Origin of the sequence: Methanobrevibacter sp. (genome assembly GCF_045646045.1) — an archaeon.
GTDB lineage: Archaea > Methanobacteriota > Methanobacteria > Methanobacteriales > Methanobacteriaceae > Methanocatella.
In genome coordinates this window covers 20648-45136 of sequence record NZ_JAZRJY010000139.1, presented here as the reverse complement: position 1 = coordinate 45136, position 24489 = coordinate 20648, and the positions used below count along the sequence as shown (strand labels likewise).

The following is a 24489-nucleotide window of genomic DNA, read 5'->3' as shown; positions in this document are numbered from 1 at the left end:
CTTACTCCTCCTCAATATCTAACATTGAAATTGTGAAACGATCATCAGCTTTAAGTTTTTCAGAATCCTTATCTTCCAATACCTGAACCTTGGATTTGTTAACTATAAACGGATTTGAATCATTTTCTTCAACAACATTTAATTCAGCATTATTCTCAACATCTTCACTTTTATAGAATGCATTAGCTATTGCATGAGCTGTAAACGGTGCTAGAATAAAGTATATTCCTGCAAGTAGATATTGGCCCAAACCAATCATTGCAATGATACAAGCAATATCAAAAATTCCAACAATATGGATTCTCCCATAAACAGCATTCTTCCTATTACTAGAAAGAGTTACAAGACCAACAGCAGATACAATTACCATAAATGCTGCAATTAATAGGAGGATTGATTGTATAAGTTCAACAACCATCATTTATCGCCCCCAGCAACAACAGCAAAAGCAACAGTACCTACAAATCCAAAGAATATTAAAGCTAATGATATATCCCTATAAAAAGCGAGATTATACAAATCACCAAAAGCAAGTAAAGCTACAGCAAAAGCTACAACTACAACAGAACTTCCAAGCAGTCCCATTGAGGTAGTTCTATAAGCACTTACCCTTAGAGCAGCAAACATCATTATGACGAGTGCTATGATTAAAATATATTTTGAAATAAGCAATATGTCCATCAATATCCCACTCAATTAATTTGAATATAAAGAAGTGTCATTTAAATAAATCTACTCTAACATCTTCTTAATATATGGTTCAAAAGGAATAATATCCTCTTTACTTCTTGGAGAAATAGCAGCTACTTTAATAATTTGATTTTCAGAATCTAAATCTATAGATAAAGTTCCTGGAGTTAATGAAATACTATTTGCCAAAATTGTCTGTGAAACAGGTCTTTCTAAAACTGTTTCGACATCAATAACTACAGGATTAATATCTCTTCTCATAATCTTATTAAATGTAACATCAATTGTTGATTTAATAATTTCGTAAATAAGGTCTAAGAAATAAATAATTCCATAAACAATTCTAGTCAAAAACATTAAACAAGCTCCATTTCAATTGAATTTTAAGTCAAAAAATTGACTAAATAAATATACAGTAATATTTATCATGATTATTTATTATAAATGTATGCTTTTGAAAAAAAATTTAAAAAAAAATATGTGTAAAATCAAGTTTAAAATTATTAAATTAATAGAATTATTAAAAATGGATTTTAAATCGCACCATATAGAATAATATAGAAAAATAATAACATAAATTCTTGTTTAATATTTAATAATACAAATATGATTAAACAGTTTTTATAATATCCTAGAAAACCTGGAAAAAATAACTTTATATAATTTAAATAACAAAAATTTAGTCATACCTAAAAATGGTGTTTATATGAATATAATAGAAAAGCTAGAACCAATAATATTGATAACAGCAATAGCAATAGGATTGATTTTAAGCAATGTTGATTTTATTGCAAACAATATTGGAAATCTAACTAGTTTATTCTTATGCTTAATGTTATACGGATTATTTTTAGAGATACCTCTTAAAGACTTGAAAAAAAGTTTTAAAAACCTTAAATTTACATCAACAAGCATTATTATCAATTTTATATGGACACCATTATTCGGTTATTTTTTAGGAAATCTATTTTTAAATGGAAATATCGACATTTTTATTGGATTTTTTATGTTAATATTAACTCCATGTACTGACTGGTATTTAGTATTTACCAAAATGGCAAAAGGAGACTTAAATTTAAGTTTATCATTGCTTCCAATTAATTTAATCCTGCAGATTGTATTGCTGCCGATATATTTAATAATTTTCTTTTCAAGCAATAATTCAATGAATTATACTGATCTTGGATATTCATTGTTACTTGTTATTGTAATACCATTTGTATTGGCCCAAATTACAAAATTAATATTAAATAATGATTTGGAAGAAAAATTAAGCAGTTTTTTCTCAAAATATCAGATTGTTTTTTTAGCTCTGGCAGTGTTTGCAATATTCAATAGCGAAGGAAATTTACTGTTTAAAAACTTAAATTCAGTTTTAACAATATTTATCCCATTAATAATCTTTTTTGCAATAAATACGATTATAGATTTATTATTAAGTGAAAAAATTAACTTTACATATGAAGAGTATGCCAGTTTAACAATGACGACATTGGCACGCAATTCACCATTAGCTCTTGCAATTGCAATCAACTCATTTCCCGGCAGAGAATTAATAGCTATTGCTCTTGTAATAGGTCCATTAATAGAATTGCCTATTTTATACATCGTGTCCAAATTTGTTTTATGGGTTAAAAAATCCGGTCTGTTTTTTACCTGCAAAATATATTAATATCTAATAAAATTTTCAAAAATCGAAAATAAAAATGGTGCACGGCAAATTAAAGCCAATATTATTAAAATAAATATTGAAGCAATCGCAAAATTCTTATAATACTCTTTAGATGATATTGGAGCAAATAATTTAACTCCTGCAGGCGTTGTTGCATCAAGCACAACATGTGAAAACAATCCTAAAAATAGTGATAATACAATTTGAATATAAGTTATTTCAAATGTTTGTAAAATCACTACTGAGATAAAAAATAATGGAATAAAAATAGGCAATAACCTTTTATTTAAGAATAAAAAACTTAAAAGAGCAATCAATATGGCAATTAAGTAGTTATTTGAAAGGACAGTTACATTGACAATTAATTGCCAAGCCCATATTAAGATTAATGCAGTAGCCGAAGCCAAAATTATTATTCCAGGGATAGAATGTGTAAAACTTCTGTGCTCTGAAAAATAAAAGGTTAAACCTAGAAATACTATAATTAAACCAATATAGTAAGGTAGATTTAGGATATATAATGATATAAAAATCAATAATCCCAAAATTATCAACTTATAGACATGCTCTTTTCTGAATTTGTGATCAAAATCAGGAATATTTGCACCAATAATAACCAAGGCAATTATTAGAGGATTAAATGAAAACATCAGTGCTAATATTAATGCAAATAGAGAATGGCCTTTATAAGAGGACAACATTATCACCTTATTCAAATATATTAAATATATTTAATAAGTAAATAGTGGTAGCATTTGAAGAGTATTTGCAGAAATATACAGGCCATTAAAATATGAATAATGCATTATATTGACATTTGATAATCATATTTCAATAATTCTTAAATAATTAGTTCGTTTTGATTCACCTAATGGAAATCCTCCAGTAACTGCTATTAAATCCCCATCTTTTAGATTAAATTCTTGTTTAGCCATTTTTCTTGCATTTTCAACCATTTTATCAGTGCTTTCATATACATCAGTAATTACCGGTTTAACACCAAAATTTAAAATTACTTTATCTGCAATACGATAAGACGGACAACAGGCCAAGATTATAGAGTTTGGTCTTAAATTACTAATTTTTCGAGCAGTAAAACCAGACATAGTAGGTGTAACAATCAATTTAATGTCCGCATATTCGACGGCATCCCTAACCAATTTAGAAATGGTATCACTAATGCCAACGTTTCCTTTGTAGGCAACGTGTTTTGTATAATCAATGGTGGATTCTACATATTCACATATCTTACCCATTGTTTCAACTGCATCTATGGGATACTTTCCAATAGTAGTCTCTCCGGACAACATCACACAGTCAGTTCCGTCCAATATTGCATTAGCCACATCCGAAACCTCCGCTCTTGTAGGTCTAGGACTTTCATACATGGAAGCCAGCATTTCAGTGGCAACAATAGCAAACTTGCCTTTCTGGCGACATTTTGTAATAATTTCCTTTTGAAGCATTGGTAACTCTTCCATTGGAACATCTACACCCAAATCACCCCTAGCTATCATAATACCGTCAGATTCTTCAATTATTTCATCTATATTTTCAATGCCCTGGTGACTTTCGATTTTTGAAATAATAAGGCAATCCCCTCCGGCTTCCTCAATTATTTTACGGGCTTCTATTACATTCTCTTTTTTATTTACAAATGACAATGCCAAATAATCACAGGAATGCTGTGCTGCAAAAGTAATATCCTTTTTATCTACATCACTCATGAAATTTAATCTTAAATTAACACCAGGAACATTAATTGATTTGTGATCCTGAATTTTTCCATCATCCAAGGCTTTTAATACAACAAAATCATCTTTCTTATCAATAACATCGAATTCAAGTAAAGCATTATCTACAAGTACTTTGTCCCCAATTTCAATGAAATCAATTGCATTATTGTGATTAACTCCAAATTCTTCTTTATTACCAATTGGACAATTTTTACTCATTTTAATTGTATCATCTTTTTGTAGAGTTATGCCTCCGTCCTCAAATGTTAATGATCTGAACTCAGGCCCCTTGGTATCATACATAATAGCTATAGGAACATCACATGCTATTCGTACTTTTTGAACAACACTCAATATCTTCAATATATTCTCTTCTGTAGCATGACTAAGATTAATACGCGCACAATCCATACCTTTGTTAACCATTTCTTTCATAGTTTCTACAGAATCCGATGCCGGACCAATGGTGCTTATAATTTTTGTTTTTTTCACACAACCCTCTCCAAATAAGATTTTTAATTTAAAATCAAAATAGTAAATAATTCAAAAATTATTCTAAACAATTAATAATTATTAAATGAGAATTTATATAATTTGTGAATATATGGATAATGAAACCTAATTTTACTAATGTTTCATTTAAAGAAAATAAGAATGTGTGATTTTAGAAAAAAAATAATTTTTGAGGAAAATTAATTCCTCTTTTTTAGATTTATTTTAATACAAACTTCCTAATACCAATAATACTTAAAATTATGGCCAATATATAACCAATTAAAGAAATAACTGGCATGTCAAATGCCCTTGGTCCAAATGAAACAACTGAAGAACCAATTATAAGAGCAGACACTAATGCAATGATTGTAACCTTATCTGTAATGTCAACTTCCAATCTGAATTGCAATTCTTCATTATCAACCTTGTGAACAAGCCTTGTAAGAATTTTTGGTAAAGCATGAAGCATGTGTTCATATAAGATTATGTTGCTTTTTTTGCTTTTTAGATACTTTCTAGGATCCATTCTTTGTCTGGCAATTTGTTTGGCAACCGGTTTAATTGAAGCGAAAACATCAATTTCCGGATCAAGATTCTGCGCAATAGCTTCAATCATTGATAGACCCCTTGCCATTGTGACAAATTCATTTGGAAGAATAACTCCATAATCCTGCATGAGATTAAGCAGCTCTTCTAAAACTCCATTGAAACGATTGAGTTCTACACCAAAGTATCTTCCGAATAAATCGTTTAAGTCCCTTTTCAGAGTTCTTGTATCAATATCATAATCAAGGATATCCATATACATTAATTGATTTATTAATCCGTCAATGTCCTGGTCTACGAATAAAACCATTAATTCAGATAGATTCTTTTTAAATTCTTCATCAAAGACTCCCATCATACCTAAATCAAGATAACATACAACATTATTTTCTAAAATCATTATATTACCAGGATGAGGGTCCCCATGGAAAAATCCATCAATGAACAGTTGTTGAAGATAGGAATCAAGAATACTTTTTGCTAAAAATTTCTTATCGTACTCATCGCCTGTACTTTCATATACATCATTTAATTTTGCACCATCTATGAATTCCATTGTTAAAACTTTAGATGTACAATATTCAGGATAAGTAGTAGGGATATGAATGTACGGATTTTCAGCAAAATTCAATCCAATACGTTGCATATTCATGAATTCATTATTATAATCTATTTCTTTGTGAATAGTCCGGTCAAATTCATCCATTATTCCCGGCAAGTTTAATTTTCTAAGATCGGCATTCCATCTATCAGCACGATTAGCAACATATTTCATTATCCTTAAATCAAGGTCGATTTTATCAGTAATTCCTTCTTTTTGAATTTTAACTGCAACACGTTCACCAGTAATTAACTTAGCTTCATGAACTTGTCCTATAGAAGCTGTTGCCAAATGTTGTTTTGAAAAATCTTCAAATAATTCATCAATATTACCGTTAAGTTCTCTTTCAACTATTGCTTTAACCTGATCATAGCTTATAGCAGGATTGTCATCCTGCAAGTTAGCCAGTTCATCTGCAATTTTATCCCCTACAATATCCGGCCGGGTACTTAACAGCTGCCCTAATTTGATAAATGTAGTTCCCAATTCCTGAAGCATTAATCTTAATTTTACAGGAACATCATCATCCAATAAAATATTATTTTCTACTTCCTCATCTCTTGAGCGTAATTTACTTTTTGCAGTTTGACCTAAAATTTTATCGAAGCCATATTTTTTTAAGGCATCTCTAATTTCATGCAAACGCTGCTTTGTTTCTTTATCCATACATATCACTTAAACAATTAACTTTCAATAGCATTACCGGATACGAAAAAGACTATACCTTCAAGAATTAGACATATTCCGACAAAAATTGCTGCATATAAAGGCTGTGCGATTGAATAAAAGGCTAAAATCACAGTTAGTATACCTAAAATAAAAATCAATGCTGAAGCAACTTTTGATAATACGTCCGGTCCAGAAAAAATACCAAAAATACCGAAAAGTACCATTACAAAAGCAATTAAGAAAAATTGATATGCAAGAAGGAAAGATAAAGCATCAATTTGATAAATAAATAAGAATCCTAAAAGCATTGCGAGTATTCCCAGCAGAATATTAATTATTGAAACATGGGCCATCATGCTCCATACGGAAAATCCACTAATAATGGAAGCAAAACCAAATACAATTAAACATATACCCGCAATCCATGATACTGCGGTTGCACTATAGAATGGATAGACTATAAAAAGTATACCCAATATTATGAATATTATTCCAAGTACTTTTCCATAATCCATAATAAATCACCTACACTTAATAGTTTATAGAAAAATATTATTTAAGTTTTAATAATAATATAATGGAAAAACATCTAAAAAAACTCAAAAAAGGTAAATGAAATATTTCAACTACATGCCGAAATAATCTAAAAAAGATTTCATCTGCTCCAATGATTTTTCAAAACTTCCTTTGCCTATAGAAGCAAAAGGAGATACAACTTCACATGTAATGGCAGGGATTCCTCTTAAATTGCATACATCCTCCACAGCACCATTATAATTTAAACCTGCTACATCACAGCAAATAATTTCACTGCCGACATCATCTGACATATACCGTGCTATCAAAACACTTTCAGGAGAAGGATTACTTGAGGAAAATACAGACTCAAAACCTGGATTACTATTATATGCTGTTGAGTGAAAATCAGCTACAGCATCAATTTTTAAATCCTCCACTGCCTGAATAATCATATTACTTAAAGAATTGTTAATATGTGCAGCTCTGTTTAAATCTAGTTCATTGAATGTTCTTTCATTGTTCATTGTTGATTTTGGACTGGCGAATGGAATAAAATAAATCGTATTGTTCAAGTCTTTACCCATTAATTCATTCAATAATTCCAAATTAGCTAATTGAGGAGGTAATTCATTTCCATGAATTCCGGATAAAATAAGTAATCTGTTACCGGAATTCCCTATTTTAAAAATTGGAGTTCCATAAATACAAGATTCCAAAACAAATTTAGTAAATGATGTTAATTTAATTTTTTCAAAGATGTGTTTGTTTTTTGCAATATATCCTCGGGATAAAAAAGAAACATAACTCATTTCCACATTTTCAAAATCATCTAGCATATCGAAATCCATATTTATTAATTAAATCAAAGTCTTATTTAATATTTTTATTTGCGGGGATAAAATTGAAAAAGTATATTAAAAAACTTATAAAATTAATCAATTATGAGCGAGAAGCTGAAATAGAATTAATGGTTTCAGAAATAGAAAATATGTCCGGACAAAAAAGGGAAGAACTGGGAAGAGCCATTAATAAAGTTAAAGGAAAATATTTGGGAAAAGAATTGGGATTAAATATTGTCCAGTTTGGAAGATCAGAAATCATAGACACGGAAATAAGTGTTGGAGATATGATATTAGTAAGTACTGGAAATCCATTGAGAAGTGATTTGACCGGAACGGTAACAGAAAAAGGAGCCAGATTTATTAAAGTTGCTTTTGACAGTAGAGTTCCAAAATGGGCTCTGAAGAAAAAAGTTAGACTTGATTTATATGCAAATGACATTACTTTCAGGAGAATGGAAGATAATTTAAAACATTTAAGTCTTAAAGGTAAAAATGCATTAGAATATTCTTTAAATAAAAGAGATCCCCAGCCAAATAAAGATAACATTTATATTGACTATATTGACCAATCATTAAATAAATCTCAAAAATTAGCCGTTAAAAATAGCCTGACAACACAGAATTTCTTTTTAATACATGGTCCTTTTGGAACAGGAAAAACCAGAACGCTGGTTGAGTTAATATCCCAAGAGGTCAGACAGAATAGAAAGGTTTTAGCAACCGCCGAAAGTAATGCGGCAGTCGACAATATTGTTGAGAGACTGGTCTTAAATAAAAAATTAAAAATTACCCGATTAGGCCACCCACAGAGAGTATCAAAAGACAATATTACATATACTTTAGCATATAAAGTTGAAAAACATTCTTTAAATGATAAAATCAAAAGAATTCATAAAAAAATCGATAAATTGATTGAAAAAAGAAGCAGTTTTACAAAACCGACACCCCAATATAGAAGGGGATTTTCAGACCACGATATTTTATATAATGCCTCCAAAGGAAAAGGAGGCCGTGGAATAAGTGCTGATAAAATGAAATCAATGGCAAACTGGCTTGATTATAATTTGGAAATTGATGAAATGCATGATGAAATAAAAAGAATTGAAAATAAAATGATTAAAGACATTATTGAAACAAGCGATGTCATTTTATCCACAAACTCATCAGCAGCTCTTGACAGCATTTCTGAGACAAAATTTGATGTTGTCATAGTTGATGAAGCATCACAGGCAACAATTCCAAGTGTTTTGATTCCAATAGCTAAAGCCCGCAGATTTATTCTTGCAGGAGACCACAAACAACTACCCCCAACAATAATCAGTGATAGGGCCTATGATTTACAGGACACATTATTTGAATCATTAATCGATAAATATCCCCATAAATCACAGCTATTGAATGTGCAATATCGGATGAATAAAGTTTTAATGGAATTTCCAAATTCCGAATTCTACAACAATAATCTGAAAAGCGATTCAAGCGTAAACAACATTACTTTAAAAGACATTTCAGATGTTGAAGATGATGATGCAATACTGTTTATAGATACTTGTGATTTGGAAAAAAACCATGAAAAGCATCTTAAAGATTCAAAATCAATTGTCAATCATTTAGAAGCAAGAATTGCCCTTAAAGTTGCTGGAGATTATATGAAAGCAGGAGTAGACGAAAAAGATATTGGAATAATCAGCCCATATGCTGACCAGGTTAAATTAATATCCGAAAAGACCGATATTGAAGTAAAAACAGTAGACGGTTTTCAAGGTCGTGAAAAAGAAATCATTATCATATCAACTGTTAGAAGCAATGATTATGGTCAAATTGGTTTTTTAAAAGATTTAAGAAGATTAAATGTGGCAATTACTAGAGCCAAGAGAAAATTAATTATTATAGGAAATAGTAACACTTTAAAATCAAATTCAACCTACGAACGTTTAATAGATTTTGTTGAAGAGAAAAATTTAAGAGTCAAAATTTAGGAATACCTAAACTTTATATACTATAACAACAAATTAATTTTATAGAAGTGTAAGATGAACTCATTAACACTTTCTCTTAATTGGGAAATTATTTTTCAAAACCCGTATAACTTTTCAACCTCAATTATAAGCCCCAATTAAGAGAACACTTCTACAAAAAAAACTATTTTTAAACAGTTCGCATTAATAATTATATACTATTAAAAACATATTTATTAATGGATATTCATTTTTTTATAAAAATAAATTATGGTGATTATTGATGGACAAAGTAGTCTTAGCATTCAGTGGTGGATTAGATACCTCTGTATGTGTAAAATTATTAGAAGAAAAATATGATGTGGAAGTTATTACTGCCTGTGTAGATGTAGGCCAAGGCGAAGAAGAAATGAAAAAAGCAGAAAATATGGCTGCTAAAATAGGTCCTGGAAAACACTACACAATTGATGCTAAAGAAGAATTTGCAAACGAATATGTTGCAAGAGGAATAAAAGCAAATGCTGAATATGAAGGATATCCATTAAGTACTGCACTTGCAAGACCATTAATCGCACAAAAAATAATTGAAGTGGCTGAAAAAGAAGGAGCAACTGCAATTGCACACGGATGTACCGGAAAAGGAAATGACCAATTTAGATTTGAAGCAGTGATTCTCGCAATGTCTGATTTGGATGTTATCGCTCCAATCAGAGAATTAAATTTAACAAGAACTGAAGAACAAGCATATGCTGAAGAAAAAGGCATTAAATTAAACTACGATAAAATTTACAGTATTGACGAAAACATTTGGGGAAGATCAATCGAAGGAGGAAACTTAGAAGACCCTGCAAACGAACCTCCTGAAGACATTTACGAATGGACAAAATCATGGGAAGAAGCAAATGATGAACCTCAAAAAGTCACTATTGAATTTGAAGAAGGTATCCCTGTAGCTATTGACGGCGAAATGATGCCATTAATTGAATTAATCGAAAAAGCTAATAAAATTGCTGGAGATAATGGTATTGGAAGAGTAGACACAATCGAAAACAGAATGATTGGTCTTAAAAGTAGGGAAAATTACGAAGTTCCGGGAGCCAAATTATTAATTGCAGCTCACCAAGCATTGGAAGAACTTGTTTTAACTACTGATGAATTAAGATTTGCAGAATACATGTCTACACTTTATGCTGATTTAGTATACAGAGCATTATGGCAAGAACCTTTAAGAGAAGATTTAGACCAAGCTATTGACAACATGCAACAAAGAGTTAGTGGTGAAGTTACAATGAAACTCTTTAAAGGATCAATCCAACCATTAATCAGAAAATCACCTTTCAGCTTACACAGTATCGAACAAATCACATTCGAAGATAAAGAAACTGACCAAAGAGAAGTTGAAGGTATGATTAAATACCACGGTTTGCAAGCTGCAAACTACCAAAAATTAAACAGATAGCTTTTTAGCTATCCCTACTTATTTTTTTAAAGCTTCAATGAAATATTCATTGAAAAAATTATAATTAAAATCAAATAATCTTTTAAAATTAGAATCTATAATATACATATCACAATAATCTTCTTTATCCCTAATACCTCTACCATACGCCTGCATTATCGCCATTACTGCCTGATAATAATACCATGAAGGATCTAATGATTTACGAAATTTTACTTGTTCATTTAACTGAGGATATGGAACCTTAAAAATAATCTGGAATCTACACAAATCCCCTTTTAAATCAACACCATCTTTTATAGAAGCTCCAATAAGAATTACACCACCATCACGTTCATTAAATTCTTTTAAAACTTCATTTCTAGATTCACCACCAACAAATAATAATTTATATTCCTTTAAATTATCCATAATCCAAAATGCCTGTTCATTACTCGATGTATGAATTACACCTTTTTGATTAGGATATTTATCAATTAATTCTTTAATTTTTAAAATAGCTCGTTTATTTTTCCAGTTGGGAACATTTCTTCTCGAACCACTCATATTTCCAACAAAATCTATATAAATCGGCCTATTTGAAACCTCAAAAGGACTTTTTTCATAGATATAGTAAGTGTTATCCGGATTAATATTATTCCATTGACAGAATTTTTTCATATCTCCCAAAGTACCCGTTAAAAATATTCTCGTTTCACCAAAGCTTAATAGATTTTGAGTAGCATCTGAAACGGAATATGGTTTAAATTCAGCAAAAATGTCCATTTTATTATCTTTAATTAGTTTTAATTCAGGCACGTCAATAATCAAATCACCGCTTTCCAAACCCAATCGTATAGAATTAAATTCTTTTAAATCACTTTCCAAAATTTGCTTTTCAACATAATCAACATTAGAATATTTCGAAGGGTTGCTTTCAAATTCATCTAAAGTAACCTGAACATCCTTACCTGTTCCTTCTATTTTTTCAATATTTTCACCACATGCTTTCATTAATTCTTTACATACTTCAATCCAGTACTCAGAATTACTTTTTATATGATGATATGATTTTTCTCCTTTCATTAATGCTTCAAATATATCTATACCAAATTTTGTAGAAATATACTCCCGATTAAGCTCATGGGAAGATAGCATTAACATCTTACGTTCAAGATTGTGGGCCTCATCCAGAATCAACAATTGACGGGGATCAAGCATTTGATTGTCTACACCAACCCTATACATAAAATCATAGTTTGTAATAACATTTTTTGATTTTTTAGCTTTTCTAAAAGCAATTAAATAATCACAATCACTACATTTAGCAATATTATACTCAGATTTTATACAAAAATCACATGTTCCTTTATAATTACATTTATAATTTCCTTTTCCTTTAATTTCAACCAGCATATTGCCAAAATCATCCAGATATTGTTCTTGAAGCTGTTTGGTCATGGTTAAGATATATGAATCCTCATACATATTGGCAAGAGTTGTAGCAATAGCTGATTTACCTATACCAGTTCCTGCTTCCAGAATAATATTTTTATATCCTTCGCCGATTGCAAAATTTATTTTATTGATTAATTTTATTTGGGTGTTTCTAGGATGGTGTCCGGCTAATGACCAGTGAATCATCCAGTCCAAGTTAGAATTACTGTTTTCACTTTCCATAATCTCTACTCACAAGATATTCACAATTACATATTTGTAATATAAAATATTTAAAAGTTTATAATCAACTATTTAAAAATAATATAAACATATGACAAAAATTGAGCAGTTACAGGAAATAATTGACTCATCCGAAAATATTGTATTTTTTGGAGGAGCCGGTGTATCAACAGAAAGTGGCATTCCAGATTTTAGAAGTGCCGATGGAATATATTCAAAAACTCCAGAAGAATTGGTATCACATACATATTATTTTAAACATACAGAAGAGTTTTTTGAGTTTTACAAAGAAAATCTTATTTTTAAGGATGCAAAACCCAATCCCGCACATTATAAACTGGCCGAGCTTGAAAAAGAAGGAAAATTAAAAGCCGTTATTACACAAAATATTGACGGACTCCATCAAAGTGCAGGTTCTAAAAATGTTTTAGAGCTACATGGAAGCGTTCACAGAAATTATTGTCAAATATGTAATAAAAGCTATGACTTGGATTATATTTTAAATTCACAAGGCATTCCAAGATGTGAATGTGGAGGAATCATAAAACCTGACGTAGTCCTTTATGAAGAGCCATTAAACAATGCAATATTGAGTTTTGCAGTTGATTACATTTCCAATGCGGAAACATTAATTATTGGGGGAACATCCCTTGTTGTGTATCCTGCAGCAGGTTTAATCAACTATTTCAACGGAAAAAATTTAGTTTTAATTAACAAAAGCGAAACTCCTTACGACAATATAGCCAGTTTAGTCATTAATGATGCAATTGGTGAAACATTATCAAAAATCAGGATTTAATATTTAAGACATAGGCGAATATATGAATTCCAAATCTGCAAAAAAGAAAAAATTAAAAGATTTAGCTAACAAATCAGAAATTTACAATGTTCCTAAATCATTAACTGGTGAATTAAGACCTTATCAAAAAATAGGTTATTCATGGTTAGTCCAAAACATTAAAAATGGATTTGGAAGCATACTTGCCGACGATATGGGTTTAGGAAAAACAATTCAAGTTTTAACAACCATTCTTTATTTTAAAGAAAAAAATCTTCTGGAAACAGAACCCACATTAATAATTGTTCCACCAACATTAATTTCAAATTGGGAGCAGGAAATTAACAAATTCACTCCGGAACTATCATATTACATTTATCATGGCTCAAACAGAATTTTTCCCATAGATGACTACGACATAATATTAACATCATATAGTGTGGTCAGACTTGATTTAGAAATGTTTTTAGATAGAAAATGGCTCATATGTGTTATAGATGAAGCACAAAATATCAAAAATCCCTCCACACAACAAACAAAAGCCATCAAAAGTGTTGATGCATTTAATAAAATTGCATTAACAGGTACACCTATTGAGAATAAACTAACGGATTACTGGTCAATTTTTGATTTTGTAAATAAAGGTTATTTATCAACACTTAGTGAGTTTAAAACAAATTTTATTACTCCAATTGAAAGATTAGGAGACGAAAGTGTTTTGGAAAAGCTTAAAACAATGGCCAAACCTTTTGTATTAAGAAGACTAAAAACAGATGAAGACATTAAAAAGGAACTTCCCGAAAAAGTCGTTAATGACATCTATTGCGGCCTCAGCAAAAAGCAAATAAAATTATATAATGCAATAGTGGATGGAATATTTGAAGACCTTTCATATAAAGAAGGTATTGAAAGAAGAGCAACTATTTTAAAAATATTAACATCACTAAAACAAACCTGCAATCATCCGGCACAATTTTTAAAAAATGATAATCCCAAAATTAAAGAATCAGGAAAAATGGAACTCTTAATTGATATTCTAGAAAATATATTAAGTGCTGATGAAAAAGTGCTTATATTCACCCAATATGTTGAAATGGGAAAAATAATTCAAAAACTAGTTCCGAAGAAACTAAAAACTGATGTATTATTCCTGCACGGATCTCAATCACGCAGAGAAAAAAGCGATGTCATCGATACATTTCAAGAAAATCCCGATTACAAAATATTAGTGGCTACATTGAAAACTGGAGGTACGGGTTTGAATTTGACAGCTGCTCAAAATGTTATTCATTACGATTTATGGTGGAATCCGGCTATTGAAAACCAGGCAACTGACAGGGTTCACCGTATCGGTCAAGAAAATGATGTTATGGTATACAGATTTATTACAAAAGGTACTCTAGAAGAAAATATAGACCAGATAATTAAAAATAAAACAGATTTGGCAAGTAAAGCCATCAGTACTGATGAAACTTTCATTACCGAAATGACAAATGAAGAACTGAAAGAAATTTTAAGATTAAGATTATAGCTGTGACAAATCAAAATTCATGAGTTGCGGAATTAATCGGATTCCTTCCAACGAATTATCGCATTTATAAACCAATATTTCAACACCATTTTCATGAGCCTCATTAAGCGTTTGAGAAAATAACGGGTCATTTTCCCAATTAGGCCTGAAAGATTCACCTAATGGATGTTGAACTAAAAAGAATACAACAGTCCTAAAACCTTCTTTTTTTAATTTAATCAATTCTTTCAAATGTTTTGTTCCTCTCTCTGTTGGTGCATCGGGAAATCTTGCTTCCTTGCCAACAACCAATGTAACGCCTTTAACTTCAACAAAACAAGGGTCTTCCAGAAAGGTCATTCCACAACAATCATCAACTTCATTGGCCAAGTATATATCTATTCTTGAATTATCGATTGTTTTTTCTCTTTGATGATAATCATAACCAGAAAGTTCTTCTATTTGGCCATTAATTATTGCATCATAAACAATGCTATTGGCTTCCTGAGAGTATATTGATACCAGGTGTCCGCGATTCTCAACAAAGTGAAGGCTGAATTTAGTTTTTCTATTTGGATTATCTGACGGTTTAAGCCAAACTGTAGCATCTTCAACCAATAATTCCTTACAACGACCAGTATTAGGTACATGAGCTATTTCAATATTTCCATCAACTTCTACTTCCGCTATAAAACGATTAGGCCTTTTTTTAAAAATTCCTTTAACATAATCCATCTTTAATCACATTACCGATAAATGAAACCAAATTAGTGGCTGAAAATCCATTGCCATAAATTTCACAAGCCCTGTCTCCAGCCAGACCATTAATAAATACTCCCAAACATGCACTATCAAACGGATTTAATCCCTGCGATAATAAAGCTGTGATGATACCTGCAAGAGCATCACCAGTTCCTCCAACAGTCATTCCGGCATTGCCTGTACGATTGATTCTAAATTTAGAACCAGATAAAATCAAATCATTTTTACCCTTAACAACCACAGTTCCGTTGATTGATTTTGTAACCTGTTGAAATTGAGTGATGTTTTCATCCACTTTATTAAAATCGTAACTATCCAAATCAAATTTTAAATTTTTATTGAAAAACTTATTAAATTCTGCCAAATGGGGAGTTAATACAATTTTATCCTTATTTTTAATTAGTGAAATATCCACCTGTTTCAAGGCATCGGCATCCAAAACAATAGGCTTTTTAATCTTAGTAACCAGCACATTGAATAATTTAGATGTTTCATTATTGATGCTTGAGCCTGGACCTATCAATACGGCATCAACTTTTTCCGCCAATTCCAATATTTCACCCAAATGATTTAAATTCAAATAATCTCCTTCAAGTGATTTTACTATCAAATCAGCAGATGCGGATTTTACCGGAATTGCTGCACTTTCAGGAGTAGCAACATAAACCAAATCAACACCAACACCAAAAGCAGCCATACCTGAAATAGCCGGTGCTCCATGGTAGTCTTTGCTTCCACCAATAATTAATACAGACCCATTATTTCCTTTATGTGATGATTCTGACCTATTTTTAAGCCTTAAAAAGTCCCCATAATTAACAAAATATTCAGCTTCCAAAGGTATTCCAATATCCGCAGTTACAAGACCCCCAACAAGCTCTTCATCAGCATCCCTTACGCCAGTTTTGATTTTATGGAAACTTATTGTATAATCCGGCAAAACTGCAATATCATCAATACTTCCCGTTAACGGATCCATCCCTGATGGAACATCTATACTTATTTTAAGGCCATTTGATGCATTAATGACTTCAATAGCTTTTTTAATGTTTTCCTGAAGATTTCCTTTAATTCCCGTTCCGAGAATGCCATCAACGATGATGAAATTTTCATCTTCAGCCAATTGAAAATCACCAATATTTGTTAAATCATGAATTGTTAATCTGGATAATCTTGGTTTCATATTTAACAAAACATCAAGATTGGTTTTTGCCTCAGCAGAATGAATGTTATTTTTCAACATATAAATTTCAACATCATACCCTCTGTTAAGCAAGTAACGGGCAGCTACAAAAGCATCTCCACCATTTCCTCCGGAACCTGTAAACATTACTACATTTACAGGTTTTGCAAATGAAAAAACAGCTATCTTAGCCACTTCTTCACCTAATGATTTTCCAGCAGCTTCCATTAAACATAATCTTGATAAACCTAAGTATTCACAATTTGCATCAGTAACCATCATATCTATTGGGTCCATTAAATCACCATTAACTTAATTTAATAATATCATAATAAATATACATATCTAATTTAAGGAAAAAATTCATGAGAAAAATTATATATAAATTTTTGACAAAATTGCCTACAAAATACGTTACAAGCGGCATAATCCTGATTGTACTTTTATTTGCCTATGGAATTATAGGATCACATTTCATTATGGGATTGAATTTAGTTGATTCCATTTACTATTCTGTCAGTACAATGGCAACGGTAGGTTATGGGGATTATATACCTACAACAGGAATTCAAAAAATTTTTGCAACAACACTTGCGTTAAGTGGAGTTGCTTTGCTTGCTTATGTATTTAATATTATATTAACCAATTTTCAAGAGCGTATGAGCGAATATTCTAAAGGAGCAAGAAAAATGAGAAAAATTGGACGTATGGATGATTATTATATCCTTTGTGGTTATGGAAGAGTTGGAAAAGTTGTTTTTCAAGAACTAAACAAGCGAAAACAGAGCGTAATTATTTTTGATAAAGACACAGAAGCAACAGAAGATTTAGTGGAAGATGAAAATGTTGTTGTAATTAATAAAGATGCAACAGAGAATAATTTGATATCTAAAGCAATAAATGATAAATGTAGAAGCGTCATTATAAGTACCGGTGATGATGTTACTAACTTATTCATCGTATTAACCATAAGAGAAACAAATCCTGATGCATGGATTGTATCAAGGGCAAGTAAAATAGAAAATATTTCCCGTCTTAAAAAAGCAGGAGCCGATAAAATCGTGTCCCCAGAAGTCATCGGTGGAAAAGATTTATACTTCGAATCAGCAAAACCACATATCCTAAGATTAACAGTCCAGCACTCTTCAGATGAAATTTTTGATGAATTTAAAACTATTGCAAAATTTAACTGTAATTTAGAAAACATCGATTACCACATTCCAGGAATTGAAACACCTTTAAGTCGTGAAATCAACACAATGAATCTTGATGATGGAAAAAAATATGCCAATTATCTAAGAAAAAACAAGGATGCTAAAAACGCTCTGGATAATTTGTATAATACTGTTAATAATATTCATTCACACCTAATATCCGGACCGGACCATGCCACTTTTGACAAATTAATCAAAGAATTGGAAAAACATGAAACAATATTAGGTAAAAATCTAACTAATAAAGAGATAATGGAAATAACTAAAAAAAGAAAAGAGTAGAGAGTTAATCTCTCTAGAATAAATCATGTAAATTGAGGATGTAAGAACCTAATTTACCTTCAAAGTTACCTGCGTCAATTTCAATTACGCCGTCAACAGCACAAGCTGCTTGAATACCAGCTTTCATTGCTGCTTTAACAGATTCTTCGTCTACACCATCAATAACGATTTCAAATACACCGTCAGCATCGTCCCTAATGTTGGAATCTACTTCACCTTTTAAGGTTACACACATTTTTTCATTAGTGGATGCAGGTAAGAATGCATATTTGTTGGATCCTACTTTAGAACCAGATGCAACCATACCACCAGGGAATGGAGTAATTACTCCTTCAACATTTGAAATTGCTGCTACAGCCAATTGAGCTGCTTTAACACCAGTCATTTGGTCTTTTGCTAAAATGAAGAAGTTTCCTCCAGCTACACCATCTTTGAATCCGAATGTGGATTCAACTAAGAAATCACCAGACATGATTGGGATTGAATGAATTTTTTTACCAGCAATTTCTAATTCTTTTTCAAATCCGTCACCGAAGAATTTTAATTTAGCACCGGTTTTTAAGACTTCTTCTGATTCAAGGCAGTTAAAAGCAGCTGCAGTTGGAGATGTTAAAATACACATACCGATTCTTTCCATTAATTCATGATCAAGTGCTTTTTTACTAGCGTGACAAATCATAATTACATAACCAGGTCTTCCATCAGGAGTGTTGTCAGCAGGTACAAAACAATCGATACCAGCTTCTGCAGGACATCCAATAACTGAGGTTCCGTAACCAGTAGCTTCAGTTGCTGCGATTTTTGCTAATTCTTCAGTTGCTGCAGTAACTAAAATTCTAGTTACTTTAATTCCGAAACCTTCTGCATAAGTTTCTTTAATATTTACACCGTTAATTTCCATAATTTCACCAAAATTATATAGTGCAAAAAATATTTTTTTTGCTATACTAAAATATTAAAGAATAATAAAATAAAGTTTTCTATTTAGTCATTTTCAAGTTCATCAGATATCTCTTCTGTATCCGAACCGAAAGATATTTTATCTAAAACTGAAGAACCATAATAAGGTAAAATAACTAATCCAAGAATAGTAGCCATCCAAAATGAAATTAACCTTTCAATAACAGTGGCACCAGCTGAAATAGATGCAGTAATACCTGCAGCAGTATAAAATATAATCATTATACCATCAACTGCTCCAAGACCCCCCGGAAGAAGAGGAATCATACCTGCAAGAGAAGCCAAAATAAATACTTCACCAATAACAACAAGATTAACATCAGCCCCAAATGCTAAAAATACCAAATATACCCTTAAAATTTCAAATATCCAAATTATAAAAGATAATGGGAGAGCATAATATAATACCTTCTTATTATGGATTACCATATTCATTGTATCCTGAAAACCTTTAATTACACCATGGATTTTTTCTTCAAATTCTTCAGAATTTTTCTTGTAAAATCTTCTAACAATACCAATAATCCATCCATCAACCCTTTTACCAAAACTAGGATTGATAGACATGTAAATAACTAAAATTAAAATTATTACAATAGCTATTACGGCAACGACCATCAATAATAGCAAAGCTGGTGAAAAATCAAAATACATAGTCATTCCAATAATAGTTAAAATAGCTAAAAATACAAATGGAAAAGTATCCAAAGCCCTATCAGCCACAACTGCTGCAAAAGTCTCTTCCATAGGATAATTTCCTTCACGAGCCAAAATATATGCCCTTACAGGCTCTCCGCCACCCCTACCTGAAGGGGTGATGTTATTAACTGCAAGACCAACAAGCACCATCGGAAGTAACTTAAAAATACTAGCATTTAAATCAGCAATATCATTTAACACTTTCCACCGTATAGTGTATAAAAAATAAGTAAAAATCTGAGTAGCAATAGCTAATCCAATTAAAGGTAAATTTGCAATTTTTAAAGCATTTATAACATCGTCAATACCTACAAAATATAGCATTACGACCAATATTAAAATACTGATTGCAAGAAATATAATAGTTTTTTTATCCATAATACCAACATCTTACTTAGTATAAATTATCTTTTTACTTAAAAATTTATATATTTATTTATTCATACATTATTTAGGTATTACTCAAAGAGGGCATATTATGAGATATATAAATAAAAATGATCTTTTTGTTATAGCCGGAAATTCCGGTAAACTAATGATAGGGGTTGGAATATTATGCTTAATTCCAATTATCGTTGATTTACTATATCTCGAATTTAATATAATCGGATATGTGATACCTGCTTTAATATCAATTTTATTAGGTTTTATTTTTACTAAAGTCTTTGATAAACATTCTGCTCGTAAAATGCGTATGAAACATGGTATGATTATATCATCACTATCATGGTTATGGGCATGTCTTATCTGCGGACTTTCAATGTATTTAATCACCGACACAAACATTATAAATTGTCTGTTTGAAAGTATGTCTGCACTAACAGGCAGTGGAATAACAATGTTTGCAGATGTAGAGAGCTTACCCCAAAGTATTCTATTTTTCAGAGCTCTTCAACAATGGGTTGGCGGACTTGGAGTTGTTGTTATGATTATAGCCATCCTATTAAAACCCGGAACAACATCTGCAAAATTATACGAATCCGAAGCCCGTGAAGAACGTCTTAAACCATCAACCAGAGCCACACTCATACAAACCATTAAAATTTATCTAATTTATACTGCTGCAGGAATAATTCTTTATTTGCTTGCAGGAATGCCTCTTTTTGATTCTGTCTGCAATACCTTCACTATTATCTCAACCGGAGGTATGAGTATCAAAAATGCAAACATAGGTTTTTATCAGAGCTATACTATTTACTTAATTACTATTGTGTTAATGATTTTAGGAGCAACAAGCTTTTTAGTTCACTATAAAGTTATTAAAACCCGCGGAAAATCATTGATACATGATTTACAATTTAAAGTTATGATTACATTAATTGCGGCAGCAACAATTATTATATACCTGGCTTCAAATATTGTTCCAATTGAAATATTGTTTACTGTTGTATCTGCATTAACGACAACAGGTGCGAGTGTGCAAAGTTCAACTGTAATGGGAGGCTGGCCTTCATTTGTACTTATTATAATAATGACATTAATGATTATTGGAGGATCAAGCGGGTCTACAGTAGGAGCAATAAAGTTGATACGTATAATTACCTTTTTTAAAGGAATATATAAACATTTACGTGAAATATTATCTCCAGAAGGCAGAGTGATTCCAATTCAAATTTCAGGACATAAACTGACTGAAAAAGCAATTTTACAAAGTGGAAATTATATAACATTATATTTTATTTGTATTCTCATTTCATGGTCATTAATATGTTTATGTGGTCATGACGCTTTAGATAGCTTATTTTACACAATATCCATTCAAGGTAATGTAGGACTGGAAATAGGGGAGATTAGTCAAGTGCTTGAACCTCAATTAAAAATTATAAGTATGTTTAATATGTGGACTGGAAGATTGGAAATATATCCTGTACTGATTACCATAAGAGCATTCTTTGAAATATTTAAAAGATAAATATATAAGTTTTGAAAATACAATATTCATTATTTAATAAAAAAATGGGTGATTGTATGTATGTAATTATTATGGGAATTGGTCGTGTAGGACTATCTCTGGCAAATCTATTAATCGATGAAGGTTACGATTTAACATTAATTGATGATGATGAAGCATTATGTAACGAAGCGGCAGCTGAACTTGATGCATTGGTTATCTGTGGAAACGGAACTAATTCCAAAATACTTGAAGAAACAAATATTGAAGATGCTAACTTCTTTATCGCTACAACAGGTAACGACGAAGCAAACTTATTGTCCTGTATATTAGTTAATAAAAAATATAATGTTCCAAACGTCATTGCCCGTGTAAGTAATCCAGACCACGAAGAAGCATTCAAGGCTGTTGGAATAGACAATGTAATCAGCCCGGAAATTACAGCATCAGAATCTTTACAAAGATTAGTAACCAAGCCAAACGTTGCGGATTTAATTCAGATTGGTGAAGGTGATGCTGAAATCCTTGATATGACCATAACTAATGACAAAGTGGTAGGAAAACGTATTAAAGATGTATCTCCAACTAAAGATTATATAATAATAGCACTGTATAAAAATGGAAAATTAGAGATACCGCAAGCAGATACTGCTATCGCTCGTGGAGAAAAAGTATCCATACTAGTTAAAAGAGGATCATTTTCCAAAGTATCCAAAAAATTTGAAAAATAATTTAAAATTGGCTATAAGATAATTTAATATGGTCTTTTCCATTTCCTTCGACAATTGGACCGTGGCCTGGAAGCAGGTTAACTACATCCAATTTAGTCAACTTAAAAACAGATTCCCTTAAATCATTTAAATCTCCGCCAATGTCAAATCTTCCAACACCACCATGGGAAAAAACAGTATCTCCGGAGATTAAATTAACACCATCCCATAGACATATCCCACCACGAGTATGTCCTGGAGTGTGAATGACTTTAAATCCTCCAATTTCATCACCGTCTTTTAATTCAATGTCAACTCTAGAGTTATTTGGATTTTCAAAAGCATTCATTGAAGTTCCCAAATCATCTTTATTTTTTATTGAAATTGCATCCAATTCATGAACTGCAATATCAGCATCTTCAAAAAGATAATTGCCCCCAATATGATCAAAATGACAATGAGTATTGACTATTAAAGAAACATCTTCTTTTTTAACACCATGTTTTTCAATTTGGGATATTAAATATTCCCCATTAAATCCTGTTCCAGTATCAACCAACATATCATCTATTAAATAACAATTACAATCCATACTGTAACCCGGAATAAATAAAATATTATTAGAACTCATGAAGATAAATATTATAAAAAGTAGTAAAAAAAAGTTTGTATAAAAATGGGGTCACAGGGATTTGAACCCCGATCCTGGGATATCTCTTGCCTCAGTACTCCAATTGATCATCACAACAAGTACTGTTCAGTTACGCGTATATTTCTTCAAAGACAACTGGAGTCCCAGATGATGCCTGGTTACACTATAACCCCACACATAACATACAATAATAATTATATTATAATTAGTATATAAAGTTTATGTTAGAATTTCATTTGCTTATCGATACCAGCAATTTCATCAATTTCTAAGCCTTTTTCTAAAGCATAATCCTTTTCAACTTTATAATTGCCGTTTCTTGTTCTTTCAGCATTTTCCGGTGCTAAAAATAACCATTTGGTATATTTAAATTTGACTCCGATATATGGTTTTGCACCAAATATTTTAGAAAACTCCAAAAGAGCATCAATCTGTTCAGAATCAATGTAAATTTTATCTTTGGTAGTTGTTTTAACTTCAATAGCCAAATATAGCTTTCCATTACCTGCAACAACATCAGGCAATGGTCTTTTTGTAGCCCCTCCAGAAGCTGGAGCTCTCATAGCTGCAAAATCTCTCTCCCAAAGTTTATGTACTAAATCTCTTTCTTCAGCAGAACCTTTCTTTGCCAAGAATAACACCAAAAAATAAGTTTATAAATGGGGCCGGGGCCGAGATTTGAACCCGAGTCCCGGGATCCACAGTCCCGGAGGATGACCACCTACCCTACCCCGGCGTTTTAAATATACTAAAAATAAAAAATTTGTTAGATGCGGGAGCAGGGATTTGAACCCTGGTAGACCTGCGTCAACAGGTCCTAAGCCTGCCCCCTTTGGCCTCTCGGGCACCCCCGCTTAAAAAACGAAAGTGATACAGAAACCATTAAAAATCTTAACAAGTTTTTTAAATGCTCCGGCCGGGATTCGAACCCGAGTCTTCGGCTCGAAAGGCCGAAATGATTGGCCGGACTACACCACCGGAGCAATAGATAATAATAGTTTA

23 protein-coding genes and 4 tRNA genes are annotated in these 24489 nt (G+C 31.3%); 8 read left to right on the top strand and 19 right to left on the bottom strand.

Annotated features, from left to right (window positions below; translation table 11 throughout):
• Window position 1: 1 nt before the first annotated feature.
• The 3 genes from ACKI5C_RS09295 to ACKI5C_RS09285 are packed head-to-tail and all read right to left on the bottom strand — an operon-like array spanning window position 2 to window position 1047.
• Window positions 2-421 carry a cation:proton antiporter gene (locus tag ACKI5C_RS09295; RefSeq protein ID WP_407432846.1) on the bottom strand — a complete coding sequence of 140 codons (420 nt, stop codon included), beginning with the start codon at window positions 419-421 and terminating at the stop codon, window positions 2-4.
• On the bottom strand, window positions 418-681 hold the full coding sequence (locus tag ACKI5C_RS09290) for a hypothetical protein (RefSeq protein WP_407432845.1): 264 nt from the start codon (window positions 679-681) through the stop codon (window positions 418-420). The genes ACKI5C_RS09295 and ACKI5C_RS09290 overlap by 4 nt, the downstream gene beginning before the upstream one ends.
• Window positions 682-732: 51 nt before the next feature.
• Window positions 733-1047 carry a Na+/H+ antiporter subunit E gene (locus tag ACKI5C_RS09285; RefSeq protein ID WP_296798514.1) on the bottom strand — a complete coding sequence of 105 codons (315 nt, stop codon included), beginning with the start codon at window positions 1045-1047 and terminating at the stop codon, window positions 733-735.
• Window positions 1048-1396: 349 nt separating this feature from the next.
• Between ACKI5C_RS09285 and ACKI5C_RS09280 the strand changes: the two genes are divergently transcribed.
• A complete protein-coding gene (locus ACKI5C_RS09280; protein WP_407432844.1) occupies window positions 1397-2362 on the top strand; it encodes an arsenic resistance protein in 966 nt (321 codons plus the stop codon).
• On the opposite strand, the gene ACKI5C_RS09275 is transcribed toward ACKI5C_RS09280, so the two are convergent.
• The 5 genes from ACKI5C_RS09275 to ACKI5C_RS09255 all read right to left on the bottom strand — a co-directional run bounded on the left by ACKI5C_RS09275 (window position 2359) and on the right by ACKI5C_RS09255 (window position 7776).
• Window positions 2359-3060, bottom strand: coding sequence for a metal-dependent hydrolase (locus ACKI5C_RS09275; RefSeq protein ID WP_407432843.1), 702 nt, complete (start codon window positions 3058-3060; stop codon window positions 2359-2361). The genes ACKI5C_RS09280 and ACKI5C_RS09275 overlap by 4 nt on opposite strands.
• A gap of 126 nt (window positions 3061-3186) precedes the next feature.
• A complete protein-coding gene (gene pyk, locus ACKI5C_RS09270) occupies window positions 3187-4590 on the bottom strand; it encodes a pyruvate kinase (protein WP_407432842.1) in 1404 nt (467 codons plus the stop codon).
• Window positions 4591-4810: 220 nt separating this feature from the next.
• Window positions 4811-6406 (bottom strand): ABC1 kinase family protein, encoded by a 1596-nt coding sequence (locus ACKI5C_RS09265; RefSeq protein WP_407432841.1) that lies wholly within the window; start codon window positions 6404-6406, stop codon window positions 4811-4813.
• Window positions 6407-6423: 17 nt separating this feature from the next.
• Entirely contained in the window at window positions 6424-6924 is a 501-nt protein-coding gene (locus ACKI5C_RS09260; protein ID WP_407432840.1) for a DUF308 domain-containing protein, read from the bottom strand.
• Between the two features lie 111 nt (window positions 6925-7035).
• A complete protein-coding gene (locus ACKI5C_RS09255) occupies window positions 7036-7776 on the bottom strand; it encodes a succinylglutamate desuccinylase/aspartoacylase family protein (protein WP_407432839.1) in 741 nt (246 codons plus the stop codon).
• A 53-nt stretch (window positions 7777-7829) separates the two neighbouring features.
• Between ACKI5C_RS09255 and ACKI5C_RS09250 the strand changes: the two genes are divergently transcribed.
• Together ACKI5C_RS09250 and ACKI5C_RS09245 are read left to right on the top strand one after the other, a co-directional pair.
• Window positions 7830-9749 carry an IGHMBP2 family helicase gene (locus tag ACKI5C_RS09250; RefSeq protein ID WP_407432838.1) on the top strand — a complete coding sequence of 640 codons (1920 nt, stop codon included), beginning with the start codon at window positions 7830-7832 and terminating at the stop codon, window positions 9747-9749.
• A gap of 262 nt (window positions 9750-10011) precedes the next feature.
• A complete protein-coding gene (locus tag ACKI5C_RS09245; RefSeq protein ID WP_407432837.1) occupies window positions 10012-11187 on the top strand; it encodes an argininosuccinate synthase in 1176 nt (391 codons plus the stop codon).
• A gap of 18 nt (window positions 11188-11205) precedes the next feature.
• Here ACKI5C_RS09245 and ACKI5C_RS09240 read toward each other — a convergent pair whose 3' ends face one another.
• A complete protein-coding gene (locus ACKI5C_RS09240) occupies window positions 11206-12846 on the bottom strand; it encodes a helicase C-terminal domain-containing protein (protein WP_407432836.1) in 1641 nt (546 codons plus the stop codon).
• Window positions 12847-12937: 91 nt separating this feature from the next.
• Here ACKI5C_RS09240 and ACKI5C_RS09235 point away from each other — a divergent pair, with 91 nt between their 5' ends.
• Together ACKI5C_RS09235 and ACKI5C_RS09230 are read left to right on the top strand one after the other, a co-directional pair.
• A complete protein-coding gene (locus tag ACKI5C_RS09235) occupies window positions 12938-13645 on the top strand; it encodes an NAD-dependent protein deacylase (RefSeq protein WP_407432835.1) in 708 nt (235 codons plus the stop codon).
• Between the two features lie 22 nt (window positions 13646-13667).
• The gene (locus tag ACKI5C_RS09230) at window positions 13668-15155 is read left to right on the top strand and encodes a DEAD/DEAH box helicase (protein ID WP_407432834.1); all 1488 of its coding nucleotides are present in this window, start codon (window positions 13668-13670) and stop codon (window positions 15153-15155) included.
• Here the strand turns inward: ACKI5C_RS09230 and sfsA are convergent.
• Together sfsA and ACKI5C_RS09220 are read right to left on the bottom strand one after the other, a co-directional pair.
• Window positions 15150-15869, bottom strand: a complete 720-nt coding sequence (gene sfsA / locus ACKI5C_RS09225; protein ID WP_407432833.1) for a DNA/RNA nuclease SfsA — start codon at window positions 15867-15869, stop codon at window positions 15150-15152. The genes ACKI5C_RS09230 and sfsA overlap by 6 nt on opposite strands.
• Window positions 15856-17376, bottom strand: coding sequence for an NAD(P)H-hydrate dehydratase (locus tag ACKI5C_RS09220; RefSeq protein WP_407432832.1), 1521 nt, complete (start codon window positions 17374-17376; stop codon window positions 15856-15858). The genes sfsA and ACKI5C_RS09220 overlap by 14 nt, the downstream gene beginning before the upstream one ends.
• 68 nt (window positions 17377-17444) lie before the next feature.
• On the opposite strand from ACKI5C_RS09220, the gene ACKI5C_RS09215 reads away from it, so the two are divergent.
• The gene (locus ACKI5C_RS09215) at window positions 17445-18575 is read left to right on the top strand and encodes an NAD-binding protein (protein ID WP_407432831.1); all 1131 of its coding nucleotides are present in this window, start codon (window positions 17445-17447) and stop codon (window positions 18573-18575) included.
• Window positions 18576-18588: 13 nt separating this feature from the next.
• Here ACKI5C_RS09215 and fhcD read toward each other — a convergent pair whose 3' ends face one another.
• Window positions 18589-19476, bottom strand: coding sequence for a formylmethanofuran--tetrahydromethanopterin N-formyltransferase (gene fhcD / locus ACKI5C_RS09210; RefSeq protein ID WP_407432830.1), 888 nt, complete (start codon window positions 19474-19476; stop codon window positions 18589-18591).
• Between the two features lie 83 nt (window positions 19477-19559).
• Window positions 19560-20612, bottom strand: a complete 1053-nt coding sequence (locus ACKI5C_RS09205) for a UPF0104 family protein (RefSeq protein WP_407432829.1) — start codon at window positions 20610-20612, stop codon at window positions 19560-19562.
• Between the two features lie 100 nt (window positions 20613-20712).
• On the opposite strand from ACKI5C_RS09205, the gene ACKI5C_RS09200 reads away from it, so the two are divergent.
• A complete protein-coding gene (locus ACKI5C_RS09200) occupies window positions 20713-22146 on the top strand; it encodes a TrkH family potassium uptake protein (protein ID WP_407432828.1) in 1434 nt (477 codons plus the stop codon).
• Between the two features lie 56 nt (window positions 22147-22202).
• Window positions 22203-22856: a potassium channel family protein gene (locus ACKI5C_RS09195; protein ID WP_407432827.1), complete on the top strand. Its 654-nt coding sequence runs from the start codon at window positions 22203-22205 to the stop codon at window positions 22854-22856.
• Window position 22857: 1 nt separating this feature from the next.
• On the opposite strand, the gene ACKI5C_RS09190 is transcribed toward ACKI5C_RS09195, so the two are convergent.
• The 6 genes from ACKI5C_RS09190 to ACKI5C_RS09165 form a co-directional block, all read right to left on the bottom strand.
• Complete coding sequence (locus ACKI5C_RS09190; protein ID WP_407432826.1) at window positions 22858-23466, bottom strand: MBL fold metallo-hydrolase; 609 nt, start codon at window positions 23464-23466, stop codon at window positions 22858-22860.
• Between the two features lie 46 nt (window positions 23467-23512).
• Window positions 23513-23660 (bottom strand) — tRNA-Trp (locus ACKI5C_RS09185).
• A 51-nt stretch (window positions 23661-23711) separates the two neighbouring features.
• Entirely contained in the window at window positions 23712-24119 is a 408-nt protein-coding gene (hjc, locus tag ACKI5C_RS09180; RefSeq protein WP_407432825.1) for a Holliday junction resolvase Hjc, read from the bottom strand.
• A gap of 28 nt (window positions 24120-24147) precedes the next feature.
• Window positions 24148-24223 (bottom strand) — tRNA-His (locus ACKI5C_RS09175).
• Between the two features lie 35 nt (window positions 24224-24258).
• Window positions 24259-24341 (bottom strand) — tRNA-Leu (locus ACKI5C_RS09170).
• 54 nt (window positions 24342-24395) lie between these two features.
• A tRNA-Glu gene (locus ACKI5C_RS09165) sits at window positions 24396-24470 on the bottom strand.
• Window positions 24471-24489: the final 19 nt, after the last annotated feature.

Coding starts and splice junctions, on each gene's coding strand:
- ACKI5C_RS09200 (WP_407432828.1), top strand. CDS start 20,713: ATGAGATATATAAATAAAAATGATCTTTTTGTTATAGCCGGAAATTCC.
- sfsA (WP_407432833.1), bottom strand. CDS start 15,869: ATGGATTATGTTAAAGGAATTTTTAAAAAAAGGCCTAATCGTTTTATA.
- ACKI5C_RS09215 (WP_407432831.1), top strand. CDS start 17,445: ATGAGAAAAATTATATATAAATTTTTGACAAAATTGCCTACAAAATAC.
- ACKI5C_RS09240 (WP_407432836.1), bottom strand. CDS start 12,846: ATGGAAAGTGAAAACAGTAATTCTAACTTGGACTGGATGATTCACTGG.
- ACKI5C_RS09195 (WP_407432827.1), top strand. CDS start 22,203: ATGTATGTAATTATTATGGGAATTGGTCGTGTAGGACTATCTCTGGCA.
- ACKI5C_RS09265 (WP_407432841.1), bottom strand. CDS start 6,406: ATGGATAAAGAAACAAAGCAGCGTTTGCATGAAATTAGAGATGCCTTA.
- ACKI5C_RS09285 (WP_296798514.1), bottom strand. CDS start 1,047: ATGTTTTTGACTAGAATTGTTTATGGAATTATTTATTTCTTAGACCTT.
- ACKI5C_RS09280 (WP_407432844.1), top strand. CDS start 1,397: ATGAATATAATAGAAAAGCTAGAACCAATAATATTGATAACAGCAATA.
- ACKI5C_RS09255 (WP_407432839.1), bottom strand. CDS start 7,776: ATGGATTTCGATATGCTAGATGATTTTGAAAATGTGGAAATGAGTTAT.
- ACKI5C_RS09245 (WP_407432837.1), top strand. CDS start 10,012: ATGGACAAAGTAGTCTTAGCATTCAGTGGTGGATTAGATACCTCTGTA.
- ACKI5C_RS09230 (WP_407432834.1), top strand. CDS start 13,668: ATGAATTCCAAATCTGCAAAAAAGAAAAAATTAAAAGATTTAGCTAAC.
- ACKI5C_RS09260 (WP_407432840.1), bottom strand. CDS start 6,924: ATGGATTATGGAAAAGTACTTGGAATAATATTCATAATATTGGGTATA.
- ACKI5C_RS09295 (WP_407432846.1), bottom strand. CDS start 421: ATGATGGTTGTTGAACTTATACAATCAATCCTCCTATTAATTGCAGCA.
- ACKI5C_RS09220 (WP_407432832.1), bottom strand. CDS start 17,376: ATGGACCCAATAGATATGATGGTTACTGATGCAAATTGTGAATACTTA.
- ACKI5C_RS09290 (WP_407432845.1), bottom strand. CDS start 681: ATGGACATATTGCTTATTTCAAAATATATTTTAATCATAGCACTCGTC.
- ACKI5C_RS09235 (WP_407432835.1), top strand. CDS start 12,938: ATGACAAAAATTGAGCAGTTACAGGAAATAATTGACTCATCCGAAAAT.
- ACKI5C_RS09205 (WP_407432829.1), bottom strand. CDS start 20,612: ATGGATAAAAAAACTATTATATTTCTTGCAATCAGTATTTTAATATTG.
- fhcD (WP_407432830.1), bottom strand. CDS start 19,476: ATGGAAATTAACGGTGTAAATATTAAAGAAACTTATGCAGAAGGTTTC.
- ACKI5C_RS09190 (WP_407432826.1), bottom strand. CDS start 23,466: ATGAGTTCTAATAATATTTTATTTATTCCGGGTTACAGTATGGATTGT.